Annotated in this window: 15 protein-coding genes; 6 read left to right on the top strand and 9 right to left on the bottom strand. The window is 67.8% G+C overall.

Features of this window, described 5'->3' with window-relative positions:
- The first annotated feature begins 23 nt into the window (after positions 1-23).
- On the top strand, positions 24-1,895 hold the full coding sequence (locus HND92_RS00500; protein ID WP_011803548.1) for a phosphoenolpyruvate carboxykinase (GTP): 1,872 nt from the start codon (positions 24-26) through the stop codon (positions 1,893-1,895).
- A 177-nt stretch (positions 1,896-2,072) separates the two neighbouring features.
- Here HND92_RS00500 and HND92_RS00495 read toward each other — a convergent pair whose 3' ends face one another.
- Complete coding sequence (locus HND92_RS00495) at positions 2,073-2,513, bottom strand: hypothetical protein (RefSeq protein ID WP_088887960.1); 441 nt, start codon at positions 2,511-2,513, stop codon at positions 2,073-2,075.
- Positions 2,514-2,636: 123 nt separating this feature from the next.
- On the opposite strand from HND92_RS00495, the gene HND92_RS00490 reads away from it, so the two are divergent.
- From HND92_RS00490 to HND92_RS00480, 3 genes are all read left to right on the top strand, one after another.
- Positions 2,637-3,608, top strand: a complete 972-nt coding sequence (locus HND92_RS00490) for a LysR family transcriptional regulator (protein WP_172205077.1) — start codon at positions 2,637-2,639, stop codon at positions 3,606-3,608.
- A 16-nt stretch (positions 3,609-3,624) separates the two neighbouring features.
- The gene (locus HND92_RS00485; RefSeq protein WP_172205075.1) at positions 3,625-4,470 is read left to right on the top strand and encodes a metallophosphoesterase; all 846 of its coding nucleotides are present in this window, start codon (positions 3,625-3,627) and stop codon (positions 4,468-4,470) included.
- A 112-nt stretch (positions 4,471-4,582) separates the two neighbouring features.
- Complete coding sequence (locus HND92_RS00480; RefSeq protein ID WP_047350123.1) at positions 4,583-5,005, top strand: universal stress protein; 423 nt, start codon at positions 4,583-4,585, stop codon at positions 5,003-5,005.
- Here HND92_RS00480 and HND92_RS00475 read toward each other — a convergent pair whose 3' ends face one another.
- Both HND92_RS00475 and HND92_RS00470 read right to left on the bottom strand, forming a co-directional pair.
- Complete coding sequence (locus HND92_RS00475) at positions 5,006-5,638, bottom strand: TetR/AcrR family transcriptional regulator (protein WP_172205072.1); 633 nt, start codon at positions 5,636-5,638, stop codon at positions 5,006-5,008.
- Between the two features lie 70 nt (positions 5,639-5,708).
- A complete protein-coding gene (locus tag HND92_RS00470) occupies positions 5,709-6,620 on the bottom strand; it encodes a LysR family transcriptional regulator ArgP (protein WP_011803542.1) in 912 nt (303 codons plus the stop codon).
- An 87-nt stretch (positions 6,621-6,707) separates the two neighbouring features.
- On the opposite strand from HND92_RS00470, the gene HND92_RS00465 reads away from it, so the two are divergent.
- Positions 6,708-8,048, top strand: coding sequence for a D-amino acid dehydrogenase (locus tag HND92_RS00465; protein ID WP_172205069.1), 1,341 nt, complete (start codon positions 6,708-6,710; stop codon positions 8,046-8,048).
- Between the two features lie 12 nt (positions 8,049-8,060).
- Here HND92_RS00465 and HND92_RS00460 read toward each other — a convergent pair whose 3' ends face one another.
- Together HND92_RS00460 and HND92_RS00455 are read right to left on the bottom strand one after the other, a co-directional pair.
- On the bottom strand, positions 8,061-9,251 hold the full coding sequence (locus tag HND92_RS00460) for an ABC transporter substrate-binding protein (protein WP_011803540.1): 1,191 nt from the start codon (positions 9,249-9,251) through the stop codon (positions 8,061-8,063).
- Positions 9,252-9,389: 138 nt separating this feature from the next.
- Entirely contained in the window at positions 9,390-10,172 is a 783-nt protein-coding gene (locus tag HND92_RS00455; protein WP_012655198.1) for an alpha/beta fold hydrolase, read from the bottom strand.
- A gap of 106 nt (positions 10,173-10,278) precedes the next feature.
- Here HND92_RS00455 and HND92_RS00450 point away from each other — a divergent pair, with 106 nt between their 5' ends.
- Positions 10,279-10,839 carry a flavin reductase family protein gene (locus HND92_RS00450; protein ID WP_172205065.1) on the top strand — a complete coding sequence of 187 codons (561 nt, stop codon included), beginning with the start codon at positions 10,279-10,281 and terminating at the stop codon, positions 10,837-10,839.
- A 76-nt stretch (positions 10,840-10,915) separates the two neighbouring features.
- On the opposite strand, the gene minE is transcribed toward HND92_RS00450, so the two are convergent.
- From minE to pssA, 4 genes are all read right to left on the bottom strand, one after another.
- Positions 10,916-11,182: a cell division topological specificity factor MinE gene (minE, locus tag HND92_RS00445; protein ID WP_011803537.1), complete on the bottom strand. Its 267-nt coding sequence runs from the start codon at positions 11,180-11,182 to the stop codon at positions 10,916-10,918.
- Positions 11,183-11,187: 5 nt separating this feature from the next.
- Entirely contained in the window at positions 11,188-12,003 is an 816-nt protein-coding gene (gene minD / locus HND92_RS00440) for a septum site-determining protein MinD (protein ID WP_011803536.1), read from the bottom strand.
- 53 nt (positions 12,004-12,056) lie between these two features.
- A complete protein-coding gene (gene minC / locus HND92_RS00435; RefSeq protein WP_011803535.1) occupies positions 12,057-12,824 on the bottom strand; it encodes a septum site-determining protein MinC in 768 nt (255 codons plus the stop codon).
- Positions 12,825-13,053: 229 nt separating this feature from the next.
- Positions 13,054-13,677, bottom strand: coding sequence for a CDP-diacylglycerol--serine O-phosphatidyltransferase (pssA, locus tag HND92_RS00430; protein WP_011803534.1), 624 nt, complete (start codon positions 13,675-13,677; stop codon positions 13,054-13,056).
- Positions 13,678-13,708: the final 31 nt, after the last annotated feature.

The following is a 13,708-nucleotide window of genomic DNA, read 5'->3' as shown; positions in this document are numbered from 1 at the left end:
TCAACTTCAAAGAAGCCTTCCCGATGAACGCACCCACCATGCCCGTCCTGGACATTCAGGCGCCCGCATACGTCAAGAACGCCAAGCTGATCGCCTGGGTGGCCGAAATGGCCGCGCTGTGCAAGCCCGCCCGCATCCACTGGTGCGACGGTTCGCAGCAGGAGTACGAGCAGTTGTGTCAGCAACTGGTGGATGCCGGCACGTTCAAGAAGCTGAACCCCGCCAAGCGCCCGGGCAGCTACTTGGCGTGGTCCGACCCGTCGGACGTCGCGCGCGTGGAAGACCGCACCTACATCTGCTCGGAGAAAAAGGAAGACGCCGGCCCGACCAACAACTGGATGGCCCCGGCCGAGATGCGCGCCACGCTGCAGCCGCTGTTTGACGGCTGCATGGCTGGCCGCACCATGTACGTGGTGCCCTTCTCCATGGGCCCTCTGGGCTCGCACATCGCCCACATTGGCATCGAACTGACCGACAGCGCCTACGTGGCCGTGAACCAGAAGCTGATGACCCGCATGGGCAAGGCCGTCTATGACGTGCTCGGCACCGACGGCGAGTTCGTGCCCTGCATGCACACCGTGGGCGCCCCGCTGGCCGCAGGCCAGAAGGACACCACGTCCTGGCCCTGCAACCCCCAGGTCAAGTACATCGTCCACTACCCCGAGACCCGCGAGATCTGGTCGTACGGCTCGGGCTACGGCGGCAACGCACTGCTGGGCAAGAAGTGCCTGGCGCTGCGCATTGCCTCGACCATGGGCCGCGACCAGGGCTGGCTGGCCGAGCACATGCTGATCCTGGGCGTGACCAACCCCGAGGGCAAGAAGTACCACGTGGCCGCCGCTTTCCCCAGCGCCTGCGGCAAGACCAACTTCTCCATGCTGGTGCCGCCGGAAGCCGGCTTCGCCGGCTGGAAGGTCACGACCATCGGTGACGACATTGCCTGGATCAAGCCCCATGCCGACGGCAAGATGTACGCCATCAACCCCGAGGCCGGTTACTTCGGCGTGGCCCCCGGCACCAACATGCACACCAACCCGAACTGCATGCGTTCGCTGGACAAGGACGTGATCTTCACCAACGTCGCCCTCACCGACGATGGCGATGTGTGGTGGGAAGGCATGGAGAAGGACACCGGCAAGCTCCCGGACCACCTCATCGACTGGCAGGGCAAGGACTGGACACCGCAGATCGCCAAGGAAACCGGCGCCAAGGCCGCGCACCCCAATTCGCGCTTCACGGTGGCCGCCACCAACAACCCGGCCCTGGACCCCGAGTGGGACAACCCCGCCGGCGTGGCCATCGACGCCTTCATCTTCGGCGGCCGCCGCTCCACCACCGTGCCGCTGGTGACCGAGGCCCGCAGCTGGATGGAAGGCGTTTACATGGCCGCGACCATGGGCTCCGAGACCACCGCCGCCGCCTTTGGTGCGCAGGGCGTCGTGCGCCGCGACCCGTTCGCCATGCTGCCGTTCTGCGGCTACAACATGAGCGACTACTTCCAGCACTGGCTCGACATGGAACACAAGCTGGAGGAGTCCGGCCACCAGCTGCCCAAGATCTTCTGCGTCAACTGGTTCCGCAAGGGCGAGGACGGCAAGTTCGTCTGGCCCGGCTATGGCGACAACATGCGCGTGCTCAAGTGGATGCTGGACCGCATCGAGGGCACGGCGCAAGGCGAGCCAACCATGTTCGGCATTGCTCCGCAGTACGCCGAGATCAACTGGACCGGCCTGGACTTCAGCACCGAGCAGTTCAAGACGGTGACCAGCATCGACAAGGCTGCCTGGGCCGAAGAACTGAAGCTGCACACCGAGCATTTCGACAAGCTGGCCTACCACCTGCCTCAGGAACTGCTGGCCACCAAGGCCGCGCTGGAGAAGCGTCTGGCGGCCTGACCGCCCTGCCTCGGCTCGGCATGAATTCAGCCGGGCCTACACACACAACCCCGCGACCACATCTGTGGCGCGGGGTTTTTTCATGAATGTGCCCCTTAGGAAGCTGCCGCGCACATAGCAAAAAGGGCACCCGAAGGTGCCCTGTTGTCGGTTGGCGCGGGGTCGCCGCGCGGCCGTTCAGCGGTAACGGCGCAGGTCGTCCACCGCGATGCCGTTCATCGCACGGCTCAGGTCGGCCATGATGCGGGCGTCGCGCAGTGCGGCATTCCAGGTGCGCTCGTCCTCTGCCGCACGCCGGTGCGCATCCGACCAAGCCTTGGCAGCGGCACGCAGGCCCAGCACCGCGCTGCGCGCAGGTGCCGCCAGCAACGCCATTCCCGCGAAAGCGATCACCCACATCACCATCCAGCCGGCCAGCATGTGGCCATCGTTCCAGGTGTCCATGACCTGGTTGGCCACGACAAGCAGCGCGGCGACCAGCGCCGCCAGCAGCAGCGACGTTGCGCCGCGGGTGCCGTCAAAGCGGGCAGCGGTTTGCTTCAGATGGCTTGCGGCCTCTTCAATGCGTGCAATGCCGTGGTGCTGGACAGGAACATCGATGTGTACAAACTTCGTCATGATGCGACTCGTACGCCACTGTTGGCGAAATTGCCGGGCGGTGCAGCAATACTAGGGTTTACCCTGGTTTGTGTCTAATTTATATGTTGAATCACCCATATTCATCCGTGTGATGATTGCGGCATGCAGCCATTGAACTTTCGCACGCTGGATCTCAATCTGCTGCGCGTCTTTGACGAGGTCATGGCCGAGCGCAACCTGACCCGCGCCGCCGAGAAACTGGCCATCACACAGCCCGCCGTGAGCAACGCACTGCGCCGGTTGCGCGAGGTGCTGGGCGACGAGCTGGTCACGCGGCGCGGCCACGGCGTGGAGCCCACGCCGCGGGCACTGGCCCTGTGGCCCGCCGTACGGCACGCATTGGCACAGTTGCAGGAGACACTTTCCCCCGGGCGCTTTGACCCGGCGTCCGCTCAGACGACCTTCGTTCTGGCGATGGCCGACGCCACGGGTGCCACGCTGATCCCGCCACTCATCGAGATCGTGGAACGCGAGGCCCCCGGCGTCTCGCTGCGCGTGGTGCCGCTGACCACGCGCGACCCGCGCCGCCTGTTGGACGAGGAGAGCGCCGACATGGCCGTGGGTTACTTCCCCGCCGTGCTGGCCGACCTCACGGCGCGGGCGCAGTCGGACAACGTGGTGGCGCACGAAAGCACCCGCCTCTATGATGGCCAGTACGTGTGCGTGATGCGCGCGGACCACCCGCTGGCCGCCGTGCCGATGACGCTGGACCTGTACTGCGCCGCGCGCCACCTGCTGGTGAGCTTCTCGGGCAAGCCCTTCGGCTTCATCGACGGGGCATTGGCCGCGTTGGGACGTGAACGCCGCATCGTGCTTACCGTGAACCAGTTCTTCACCGCGGGACGGGTGGTGGCCACCACGGACCTGCTCACCGTGCTGCCGCGCCACTTCGTCGGCGTGGCCAGCGTGCGCGACGAACTGGTGTGGCGCCCGCTGCCCATGACGCTGCCGCCCGTGCACGTGGACGCACTGTGGCACCGCCGGCGCAACCACGACCCCGCCCACCGCTGGCTGCGCGAGGCGATTGCGCGCGCCGCGCGCAACACGCCCGCCCCCATCCACCGCCAGGATTGACCCCACCCACTCACCCATGAAGCTGCAACTGCTGTCCGACCTGCACCTGGAAGCCCACCCGCATTTCACCCCCAGCCCCGCCGTTGGCGCCGATGTCCTGGTGTTGGCCGGCGACATCGGCTCTTACCAGGCCGGCTCGCTGCTGTCGGACGACGACTTCGGCCTGGCGCGCTTCTCCCCTCTGCCGCAGTACGCCGGATGGCCCACGCCAGTGGTCTTCGTCCCTGGCAACCATGAATACGACACGCAGGACTTCGACGCCGCGCATGCGCGCCTGCGCCGCATCTGCGACCGGCTGGGGCTGATCTGGCTGGAGCGTGAGAGCATGGTGCTGCAGGGGGTCCGCTTCGTTGGAACGACGCTGTGGAGCGACTTCGACGCGCTGGCCGATCACGCGGCGATCACCGACCCGGGCCAGCGACTGCAGCGGCGCGAGAAGGCGTTCCGCGCGGCCAATTTCTATCTCTCCAAGACTGGCAGCACCCGCCAGGGTGTGCCCTTCCTTGCAGCCGAGGTGCGCGAACAGGCCCTGGTTTGCCAGGCCTGGCTACGCAACGCGCTCGCACAGCCCTTTGCGGGCACGACGGTGGCCGTCACGCACTTCGCGCCCAGTCTGCTCAGCGCCGATCCGCGCTACGGCCTGGTGCCGGGCACAGCGGGGTTTTGCAATGCGCTGGACGACTGCCTGCCCCACGCCCAGCTGTGGCTGCACGGCCATCTGCATGCCCCCAGCGACTACCTGGTGCGCGGGGCCCGCGTGGACGGCACGCCCTGGAGCTGCCGCATAGTGGCCAACCCGCTGGGCTATGCCCGCAAGGGGGAGCAGGCAACCTTTCAGCCGCACTGCGTGCTCACCGTATGATGCGTGCGGGCCCTGCGCCCGCCACCGCGCACCGCATCAAAAATATGACTGAAGTCAAGACAACAGGCGCCAGCGCGGATTAGTCTGATTTCTCGTTTCCGGAGCACTTCGAATGAACATCCTGCTTGCTGTCGACGGCAGCATCTACACCAAGAAAATGCTGGCCTACCTGGCCGCTCACGACGAGATGCTGGGCAGCTCACACACCTACACGGCCATCACCGTGCAGCCCCAGTTGCCTCCCCGCGCGCGCGCCGCGCTCGGCAAGGAAGTCGTGGACAAGTACCACGCTGAGGAAGGCGAAAAGGTGCTGTCGCCCGTCGTGAAGTTCATGGCGCGTCATGGCGTGCAGCTCAAGACCATGACCAAGGTGGGCCCGGCGGGCGAGACCATCGCCAAGGTGGCCGAGTCCGGCAAGTACGACCTGATCGTCATGGGCACGCACGGCCACGGCTCGCTGGGCAAGCTGGTGATGGGCTCGGTCAGCACGCAGGTGCTGGCCAACTGCCAGGTGCCGGTACTGCTGGTGCGCTGATCAGGCCACCCGCATGGCGGGGCCGCTCGCCAGGCCGCTCAGGCAGGTGTCCGCGGCCCAGTCGATGATGCGCTCGTCCGCATAGCCGCGGTCGCGCAGCATGCCGAGCATGGGATCGGCATTGCGCGCCAGCAGCGCACACAGGATCACATCGGGCGGCAACTCGCGCCGCAGCTGTCCCTGGGCCTGTGCCTCGACGATCCAGCCGAGGATGCAGGCATGCACCTCCTGCATCGATGCCTGGTAGGCGTCGCAGGCGCGCAGCGCCTGGGCCAGCGCGGAGTTGCGGCTGGGCAGCAGCGGCACCTCGTCGGCCAGTTGCAACTGCAGCGTCCAGCACAGCAGCGCGTGCAGGCGCTGCATGGCGCCCAGTTCGGCCGGCAGCGCCGCCAGAAAGCGCTGCAGGCGCTCCACTACATGCACCATGGCGGCCGAGCACAGGTCGTCCTTGCCGGCAAAGTGTTTGTACAGGCTGGCCTTGGCAATGCCCACGGCCGCGGCGACCTCGTCCACGGTCATGGTCTCGAAGCCTTTTTCGCCCAGCAGGCGGCTCGCGGCCTCCACGATGGCATCCTCGCGCGCCCGGAGCATCTGCTCCTTGAAGGACGGACGGGGCGGCTGCAACGTGTTCATGCGGGCGATGTTAGCGAGCCTTCACCCCGCGCAGGCCGATAACCCTAAAGACCCCCATCCGCGTGTGCCGTCAGGCCGACAGGTACTGCGCCGCCGCGCTGGTGAGCGCATCGGCCAGCGCATCCAGCACTTCCGACTCCAGGTTCCATGAGTGCCAGTACAGCTGGATGGGCAGCGTATGGCCCGGCGCCAGGTCCACCAGCCGGCCCTGCTGCAGCCAGGGGCGCGCGAGCAGCTCGGGCACCACGCTCACGCCCCAGCCCGCGGCCACGGCGCGCACCTGGCCCTCCGAGCTGGGCACGAATACGCGGCTGAGCGACACGCGTTTCAGGCCAAAGGTGCGCGTGACGAACTCGGCCTGCATATCGTCCTTGCGGTTGAACGAGACGAAAGGCACGTCGCGGAAGTTGTGCGCCGTGAGCCCTTGCGGCAGTTGGCGGCGCGCCAGCTCTGGCGCGGCCACGGCGACGTACTGCATCGCGCCCAGGGGCACCATGCGACAGCCGCGCAGCGCGCTCTTCAACGTCGTCACGCAGCCCATGACCTGGCCCGAGCGCAGCCACTCCTGCGTGAAGTCCTGGTCGTCGGCAATGATCTCCAGCGGCAGGCGCTGGCGCACCAGATCGCCGAGCGCGTCCACCGCCCAGGTCGCGATGCTGTCAGCGTTGATGGCGATGGCGATGCGCTCTTCCTCGCGGCCGCCGCCGCGCCCGCTGGGCATGAGGTCCTGCAGATCGCGCTCCAGGTCGGCGCGCAGCAGGCGCAACTGCTTGGTGTGCTTGAGCAGCAACTGCCCAGCCGAAGTGGGCTTGAGCGGCCGGCTGCGCACGATGAGCACCGACCCCACCTGCGCCTCCAGCGCACGCAGGCGCTGCGACACGGCGGACTGGGTGATGTTCAGGCGGCGCGCGGCGCGCTCGAAACCGCCCTCTTCGACGATGGCGGCCAGGCATTCCAGGGCAGCGGGGTCAAATGTGCTCACGGTCGGTATCCATTAGTCATTCTGATGAATTCCGAAGAAGTTTAATCACGCTTTTGTTTTTCATTGGGCCGCAGCACACTGCGCGCCATGAAAACCATCGTCCTGGGCGCCGGCATCATCGGCATTAGCACCGCCTGGCATCTGCGCGAGCGCGGGCATGAAGTCACTGTGGTCGACCGCCAGCCCGACGCGGCGCTGGAGACCAGTTTTGCCAACGCGGCGCAGATCTCGGTGAGCTACTGCGAGCCCTGGGCCAACCGCGAGGCGCCATGGAAGGCCCTCAAGTGGATGTTCGACAAGGAAGCGCCGCTGCTGTTTCGCCCCCAGCTCGACTGGGAGCAATGGCGCTGGTGCCTGAAGTTCCTGGCGCAGTGCAACGACACGGCCTTCGCACGCAACGTGCAGCAGATCGTGGCGCTGGGCGCGTACAGCCATGCCGCACTCAAGGACATAGTGCGCGCCACGGGCATCGAGTACCACCGGCTGGAACGCGGCATCGCGCACTTCTACACCGACCAGAAGTCCTTTGACGACGCGGCCCACGCCGTGGAACTGATGCGCCGCTTCGGCGTGCAGCGGCGCGTGGTCAGCCGCGACGAGCTGCTCGCCATCGAGCCGGCCTTCCGCGCTTACGGCGACCGCATCACCGGCGGCACCTACACCAGCACCGACGAGAGCGGCGACGCGCGCGTATTCACCCAGGCGCTGGCCCGCCGCTGCGCCGAGCGTGGCGTGCAGTTCCTCTACGGTCACGACGTGCTGCGCCTGAACCGCTCCGGCAACGCTATTGAATCAATAGCTATTCGCGCTCGCCAGGAAAGCGCTACAGGCCAAAAAGACCAAATACTGAAAGCCGATGCCGTGGTCGTTGCATGCGGCAGCTACAGCGCACCGCTGCTGCGGGGCGTGGGTGTGCACCTGCCCATCTACCCCGGCAAGGGCTACAGCGCCACGTTCCCGCTGCTCAAACCGGAGGGCGCGCCCATGGTTTCCACCATCGACGACGGCAAGAAGATCGCCATGAGCCGCCTGGGCAACGTGCTGCGCGTGGCCGGCACCATCGAGCTGGGCGGCTACGACCTGTCGCTGGACAGCCCTGTGGCGCGCGCGCGCTGCCACATGCTGTCGCGCCGCATTGAGACCATCCTGCCCGGCGTGTGCGACACGCGCACGCCCGAGGAAGGCGGAGATCCGCAGTACTGGACCGGCCTGCGCCCCGCCACGCCCACCAACATCCCGTTCATCGGCCGTACGCCGCTGCACGGCCTGTGGGTGAACGCCGGCCACGGCACGCTGGGCTGGACGCATGGCGCTGGCTCGGGCAAGGCGATGGCCGAGCTGCTGAGCGGCGAGCGGCCAGCCATGGACTTCGCCTTTCTGGGCGACGACACGCCCGCTGCCGCCTACGGGGCGCCGCGCCTGGCCTGAGCGGCTCGCACCTCAGCGTTTGCGCTGCACCAGCAGGTTGCGCTTGGCATCCTCGGGGTAGGCGAAGGTCACCGCGCCGGCCTGCACCTTGCCCATCACCAGCATGTTGGGGGTGATGGCTTCTTTCTCCTCGGCCGAGAAGGGCCGCTCGTAGGTCGCCACCACGCCGTAATACACGCGCTGCAGGTTCTCCAGCGAATGCTTGAGGGCCGTGCCGTTGACCTGCCCGTCGCGGATGCCCAGCAGTGCATACATCAGCAGGTAGGCCGCGTCGTACCCTTGCGCCGCCGCCATCGGCACGGCCGGGCGGCCTTTGAAGGCGCGCGCGTAGGTGCTCAGGAACGAGGCGCGGCGTTCGTTGCTGGGCTCGGCGATGAAGGTCTGCGCCGTCAGCGCTCCCTCGGCGGCGTCCTTGCCGCCCTGGATGAAGAACGGGAACGACAGCGTCCAGCCGCCGACCTGCGGCACCTTCCAGCCCAGCTCCTTGCGGCCTTGGGCAATGACGGCGTTCTCCGGCCCCACGGTGTAGCTGAAGATGACCTGTGCGCCCGCATCGCGCGCGGCCTGCAACTGGGGCGCCAGGCTCTTCACGCCCAGAGGGAAGTTGGTCGCGTACACGGGCGTGAGCTGGTGCGCGGCGAGCGCCGCTTCCACGTCCTTGCGCCCGGCCTGGCCGTAGCCCGTGTCGTCGGCAAAGAGGGCCACGCGCGTCCAGCCGCGGCGCAGGATGTCCTCCACCACGAAGGGCGCCTGGATGTTGTCGGGGGCCGAGGTGCGGAAGATGAAGCTCTGCGCCGCCGGATAGGTGCGTGTCACAGGGGTGCCCGTGGCGCACGGCACGATCAAGGGCAGCTTCGCCTGCTGGAACACGTCCAGCGATTTCATCGCCACGCCGGTGTTGCAAAAGCCCAGGGCAGCCACCACGCCTTCTCTGGCCAGTTCCTGCGAGCGTTGACGGCCGGTGTCGGGCGAGCCCTGGTCGTCCTTGACCACCAGCTCCACAGGCCGGCCCAGGTAGCCGCCCACGGCGTTGAACTGCTCCACCGCGAGCTGGATGCCCTGCAGCATGGGCGTGCCGAAGTCCGACGACGGCCCCGAAAAGGGGCCGATGACCCCCACCTTCACGGGCTGGGCGCCCGCCATGCCCGCCAACGCCCACAGCGCCAGCGCCCCTGCCCAGTGTCTGGGTCTCATGGCCATCATCGTGTCTCCGCAATGTTGTGAAAAACACTCCAGCCTAACCAAAAGCGCGGGCGCGCGATGTGGTTTATTGCGCAGCGGTGCGCGGTCGCGGTCAGGGGCGGGTAAGCGATTTGCGGTGAGGGATCACCGCGCACGCGTTCAGTGCAGCACCGGCGCCGGGCCGGCCAGGAAGTCCAGCAGCGCCGCCTCGAAACCTTCGGGGTCTTCAAGCTGCGGCCAGTGGCCCACGCCGGGCAGCAGCACGGCACGCGCATCGGGCAGCACATGGGCCAGGGCGAGCAGCGCCTCGGGCGGAGTGCAGCGGTCGTACTCACCCCCGACGAGCAGCGCGGGCACCTGCAGGCGCACAAGTTCCGGCGCACGCCGCGCGAAAGCCGTAAGGGCTTCCAACGCACGGCGGTAGGTGGCGGGCGGCACGCGGCCCATGGCGTGCCGTGCAAGCTGCAGCCCCTCGGGCAGCGCGCCGGGGCCGGCGTCGCGCGCCACGGTAGGGTCGGCCAGCCGGGCCATGTCCCGTCCATCGTCCAGGCCCGCAAGGCGCGGCGCCACCCACACGGCGGTGGCGGCCTCGTCCAGCGCCGGGCCGCCGGCACACAGCACCAGCCGCCGCACGCGCAGCGGTGCCCGAACGGCGATCTCCAGCGCCAGCATCGCCCCCAGGCCGTGGCCGACCAGCACCACCTGCTCGCACCGCAGGGCATCGAGCAACAGCAGCGCACGCTGGGCCAGGCCCTTGAAGTTGTAGGGCTCCACCGGCGCACTGCCGCCATAGCCCGGCATGTCCCATGCCACGGCGCGATAGCCCGCGGCGGCCAGGGTTTCCAGCGTCGGGGCAAAGCCCAGGTGATCGCCATCGGCATCGTGCAGCAGCAACACGGTAGGGCCGGAGCCGAGCAGGGAAAAGCGTGGAAGAAGAGACATCGCAGGGTCCAGGGCCGCAGGGCATGCGCGCTGCAGGCGCGCTGGTGCAGACTGATAATAGCCCTCCCATTGCCCTACGCGGCGCGCCCAGGGCGCCGCCCCCTTCGTGAACAGCCGCCTGCCCCACCCGCCCTCCAGCCAACCTCCCGTCTTCACGCCACGCGAGTTCCGCGACGCGCTGGGCATGTTCGCCACAGGCGTGACCATCGTCACGGCGCGCGGGGAAGGCGGCGCGCTGATCGGCATGACGGCAAACTCGTTCAACTCGGTGTCGCTGGAGCCGCCGCTGGTGCTGTGGAGCCTGGGGCACAAGACGTCGTCGCTGCCCGCTTTTTCCCGTGCCACGCACTACGCCATCAATGTGCTGACGGTGGAACAGCGCGCCCTGGCCGAGCAGTTCGCCACGCGCGGCATAGACCGCTTCGCCGGCGTGGCCTACCGCCTGGGACTGAGCGGCGTGCCGGTGCTGGACGGCGCGGCGGCCGTGTTCGAGTGCTTCAACCGCAGCCAGTACGTGGAGGGCGACCACACGATCTTCGTCGGCCAGGTGGAGCGCTGCAGCCACCGGGAAGGCGCCTCGCCCCTGCTGTACCACGGGGGGGTGTTCTATACGGAGCATCCGCTGGGAAGCCTTTCGGCCACCGTAGCCCGCCCGATGGAGAAATAGCCGCCCCGGCTTGCGCCGGAGCGCGGGCACGCCCGGCCGCTTCGGGGCTGGGCGGAACGGGCCGGATATCTGCCCGTTACTTGGCTGTCGCCTCGGGCAGTTCGATCTTCACCTCCAGCACTTCCAGGTCGTCCTGGCGCTCGAAGTGGACCTTCAGGTCGTCGGCGTTGATCTTCACGTACTTGGAGATCACCGCCACCAGCTCGCGCTGCAGCGCGGGCAGATAGTCGGGCTGGCCGGCGCTGCGGCCGCTGCGCTCGTGCGCCAGGATGATCTGCAGGCGCTCCTTGGCCACCGAGGCCGTCTTTTTCTTCTCGCCGAGCAGGAAGGACAGCAGGGACATCTCGCTTACCTCCCGCCGAAGATGCGCTTGAAGAAGCCGGGCTTGGCCGCCTCGATGAAACGCAGGGGCTTGTCCTCGCCCAGGAAGCGCGCAACCACGTCCTTGTAGGCCTCGGACACATCGGTGCCCGACAGGTGGATGGCGGGCAGGCCCTGGTTGGAGGCCTGCAGCACGCTCTCGGACTCGGGGATCACGCCGATGAGCTTGATGCGCAGAATGTCCTGGATGTCCTCCAGGCTCAGCATCTGGCCGTCTTCCACACGATGGGGGTTGTAGCGCGTGATCAGCAGGTGTTCCTTGACGGGCTCGCCGCCTTCGATGGCGCGCTTGGTCTTGCTGCTGAGCATGCCCAGGATGCGGTCGGAGTCGCGCACGCTGGAGACTTCGGGGTTGGTGACCAGCAGCGCCTCGTCGGCGAAGTGCATGGCCATCAGCGCACCGCTTTCGATGCCGGCGGGCGAGTCGCAGACGATGTAGTCAAAGCCCATGTCGGCGAGGTCCTTGAGCACCTTGCCCACGCCGTCCTGCGTGAGCGCGTCCTTGTCGCGCGTCTGGCTGGCGGCCAGCACGAACAGGTTCTCGCACTGCTTGTCCTTGATGAGGGCCTGGTTCAGGTTGGCCTCGCCCTGGATCACGTTGATCAGGTCATACACCACGCGGCGCTCGCAGCCCATGATGAGGTCCAGGTTGCGCAGGCCGACGTCAAAGTCGATGACGGCGGTCTTGTGGCCGGCGAGCGCCAGGCCCGATGCGAAGGCGGCACTGGTGGTGGTCTTGCCCACGCCCCCCTTGCCGGAGGTCACGACGACGATTTTGGCCATGTTCTGAGAGGTCCTTGCGTTGCGGTCTGTGGAGTAAGAAAGGGGGGGGACGGTCACAGCGGCTCGATGAGCAGCTTCTCACCGTCCAGCCGCACCTGGGCCGGCTTGCCGCGCACGTTGTCGGGCAGCTCGGTCTCGGTGGTGCGGTAGATGCCTGCCACGGAGACCAGTTGCGGCTCCATGCAGGTGCTGAAAATCCGGGCGCTGGTGTCGCCGCGCGCGCCGGCGATGGCGCGCCCGCGCAGCGGTGCGTACACGTGGATGTTGCCGTCGGCGATCACCTCGGCGCCAAAGCTGACCACGGCCATCACCACCAGGTCCGAGCCGCGGGCATACACCTGCTGGCCCGAGCGCAGCGGCTTGTCCACCACCACGGTCCCCGGCGCCGGCGCGGGCACGGGGACCTCGCGCACGACCTCCACCTCGCGGATGACTTCGTGGACCACCTCGCGGGGAGTGTTCTCACGCGGCGCCTGCATGCGGGGGGGCGGCGCGTCGGGGGCGGCAATCAGGCCCGCGTCGTGCGCGTCCTGCCTCTGCGCGCTGCTGCCGCCGCGCACGGCCACGGGCTGCGTGCGGTGGCTGCGCAGCGTCTTGACCAGCGCGGCGAAGTCGATGGGCTGCGGCTCGTCCTGTACGGCCGAGAGGTCGATCAGCACCGGGTCGTTGTCGAAAAATTCGGGGTCGTCGGCCCTGCGGGCAGCCAGCTCGGCGGCGATGCTGGCCACGTCGGTGGTCTTGAGCACCATGGCCACCACGGGCAGCTGGGCACTCTTGAGGTCTAGGTGGGTGCGGGCCTGGCCCGCCGTATCAACGGCCATGAAGCGGTTCGGATGGGAAAAAAGACGCCGCGCACGGGCGCCGCCTCGAAGCCGCAAAGTGTACCTGCGCTGCGCCGCTGCCACCGTATCAGGACGTGCGGCGAACCCGGGCGCACCCCAGGCCTGGCCGCCGCGGATCTGGCTTCGCCAGTCCACCGGCTGCGCCCCCTTCCCGCCGCGCAGCGCGGCGAGAGAAGGGGAAAGGTGCGCCAGCGCCGCGGGGGGATGCTCAGAACTTCGGAATGCGGATGCGGCTGATCATCAGCGAGCCCGACAGTGCGAACAGCAGCACCAGCGGGTGCAGCGTGAAGCCGCCGATCGTCACCGACCCCAGCCACAGCTGGCCGCGCACCGCGCCCACGCTGGCGGCCACGGCCATCAGCCCCACGAGCACGATGGAGGTGGGGATCGGCGTGCCCTCGAAGTACTTGACCTTGCCCGACGGGCCCTCGGCCAGCGTTTCGGCCGTGATGTTGAAGCGCGCCAGGCGCGACACGCCGCAGGCCACGAAAAAGGCCAGCACCACGCGGTCGTACAGCCCCTGCATGCCGCAGGCGTAGGCGATGATGGCGGGCGCCACGCCAAAGGAGATCACGTCGGCCAGCGAATCCAGCTCGCGCCCCATGGCCGAGCTTTTCTGCCGCCAGCGCGCGATGCGCCCGTCCAGCACGTCAAACACCAGCGCCGCCAGCACCAGCGCACAGGCGAAGTACACATGGCGCACGTCCGACGTTTCCAGATAGGTCATCGACGAGAAAAGCGCCCCGACGCCGCACACTGCGTTGCCCAGCGTGAACCAGTCCGCGAGGTGGAACTCGCGGATCATCGAAAAGCGTTTGTGGGGAGAAGCCATGGCGGCATTATCGAACGGCCGCCGGGCCTTT

Source organism: Diaphorobacter sp. JS3050, from assembly GCF_013154915.1.
GTDB lineage: Bacteria > Pseudomonadota > Gammaproteobacteria > Burkholderiales > Burkholderiaceae_C > Diaphorobacter > Diaphorobacter nitroreducens.
This window is presented reverse-complemented; position numbering and strand designations above follow the sequence as displayed.

Excerpts from the sequence above, each read along its gene's own strand:
- HND92_RS00500 (WP_011803548.1), top strand. The coding sequence starts at position 24 with ATGAACGCACCCACCATGCCCGTCCTGGACATTCAGGCGCCCGCATAC.
- HND92_RS00495 (WP_088887960.1), bottom strand. The coding sequence starts at position 2,513 with ATGACGAAGTTTGTACACATCGATGTTCCTGTCCAGCACCACGGCATT.
- HND92_RS00490 (WP_172205077.1), top strand. The coding sequence starts at position 2,637 with ATGCAGCCATTGAACTTTCGCACGCTGGATCTCAATCTGCTGCGCGTC.
- HND92_RS00485 (WP_172205075.1), top strand. The coding sequence starts at position 3,625 with ATGAAGCTGCAACTGCTGTCCGACCTGCACCTGGAAGCCCACCCGCAT.
- HND92_RS00480 (WP_047350123.1), top strand. The coding sequence starts at position 4,583 with ATGAACATCCTGCTTGCTGTCGACGGCAGCATCTACACCAAGAAAATG.
- HND92_RS00475 (WP_172205072.1), bottom strand. The coding sequence starts at position 5,638 with ATGAACACGTTGCAGCCGCCCCGTCCGTCCTTCAAGGAGCAGATGCTC.
- HND92_RS00465 (WP_172205069.1), top strand. The coding sequence starts at position 6,708 with ATGAAAACCATCGTCCTGGGCGCCGGCATCATCGGCATTAGCACCGCC.
- HND92_RS00460 (WP_011803540.1), bottom strand. The coding sequence starts at position 9,251 with ATGATGGCCATGAGACCCAGACACTGGGCAGGGGCGCTGGCGCTGTGG.
- HND92_RS00455 (WP_012655198.1), bottom strand. The coding sequence starts at position 10,172 with ATGTCTCTTCTTCCACGCTTTTCCCTGCTCGGCTCCGGCCCTACCGTG.
- minE (WP_011803537.1), bottom strand. The coding sequence starts at position 11,182 with ATGTCCCTGCTGTCCTTCCTGCTCGGCGAGAAGAAAAAGACGGCCTCG.
- minD (WP_011803536.1), bottom strand. The coding sequence starts at position 12,003 with ATGGCCAAAATCGTCGTCGTGACCTCCGGCAAGGGGGGCGTGGGCAAG.
- minC (WP_011803535.1), bottom strand. The coding sequence starts at position 12,824 with ATGGCCGTTGATACGGCGGGCCAGGCCCGCACCCACCTAGACCTCAAG.
- pssA (WP_011803534.1), bottom strand. The coding sequence starts at position 13,677 with ATGGCTTCTCCCCACAAACGCTTTTCGATGATCCGCGAGTTCCACCTC.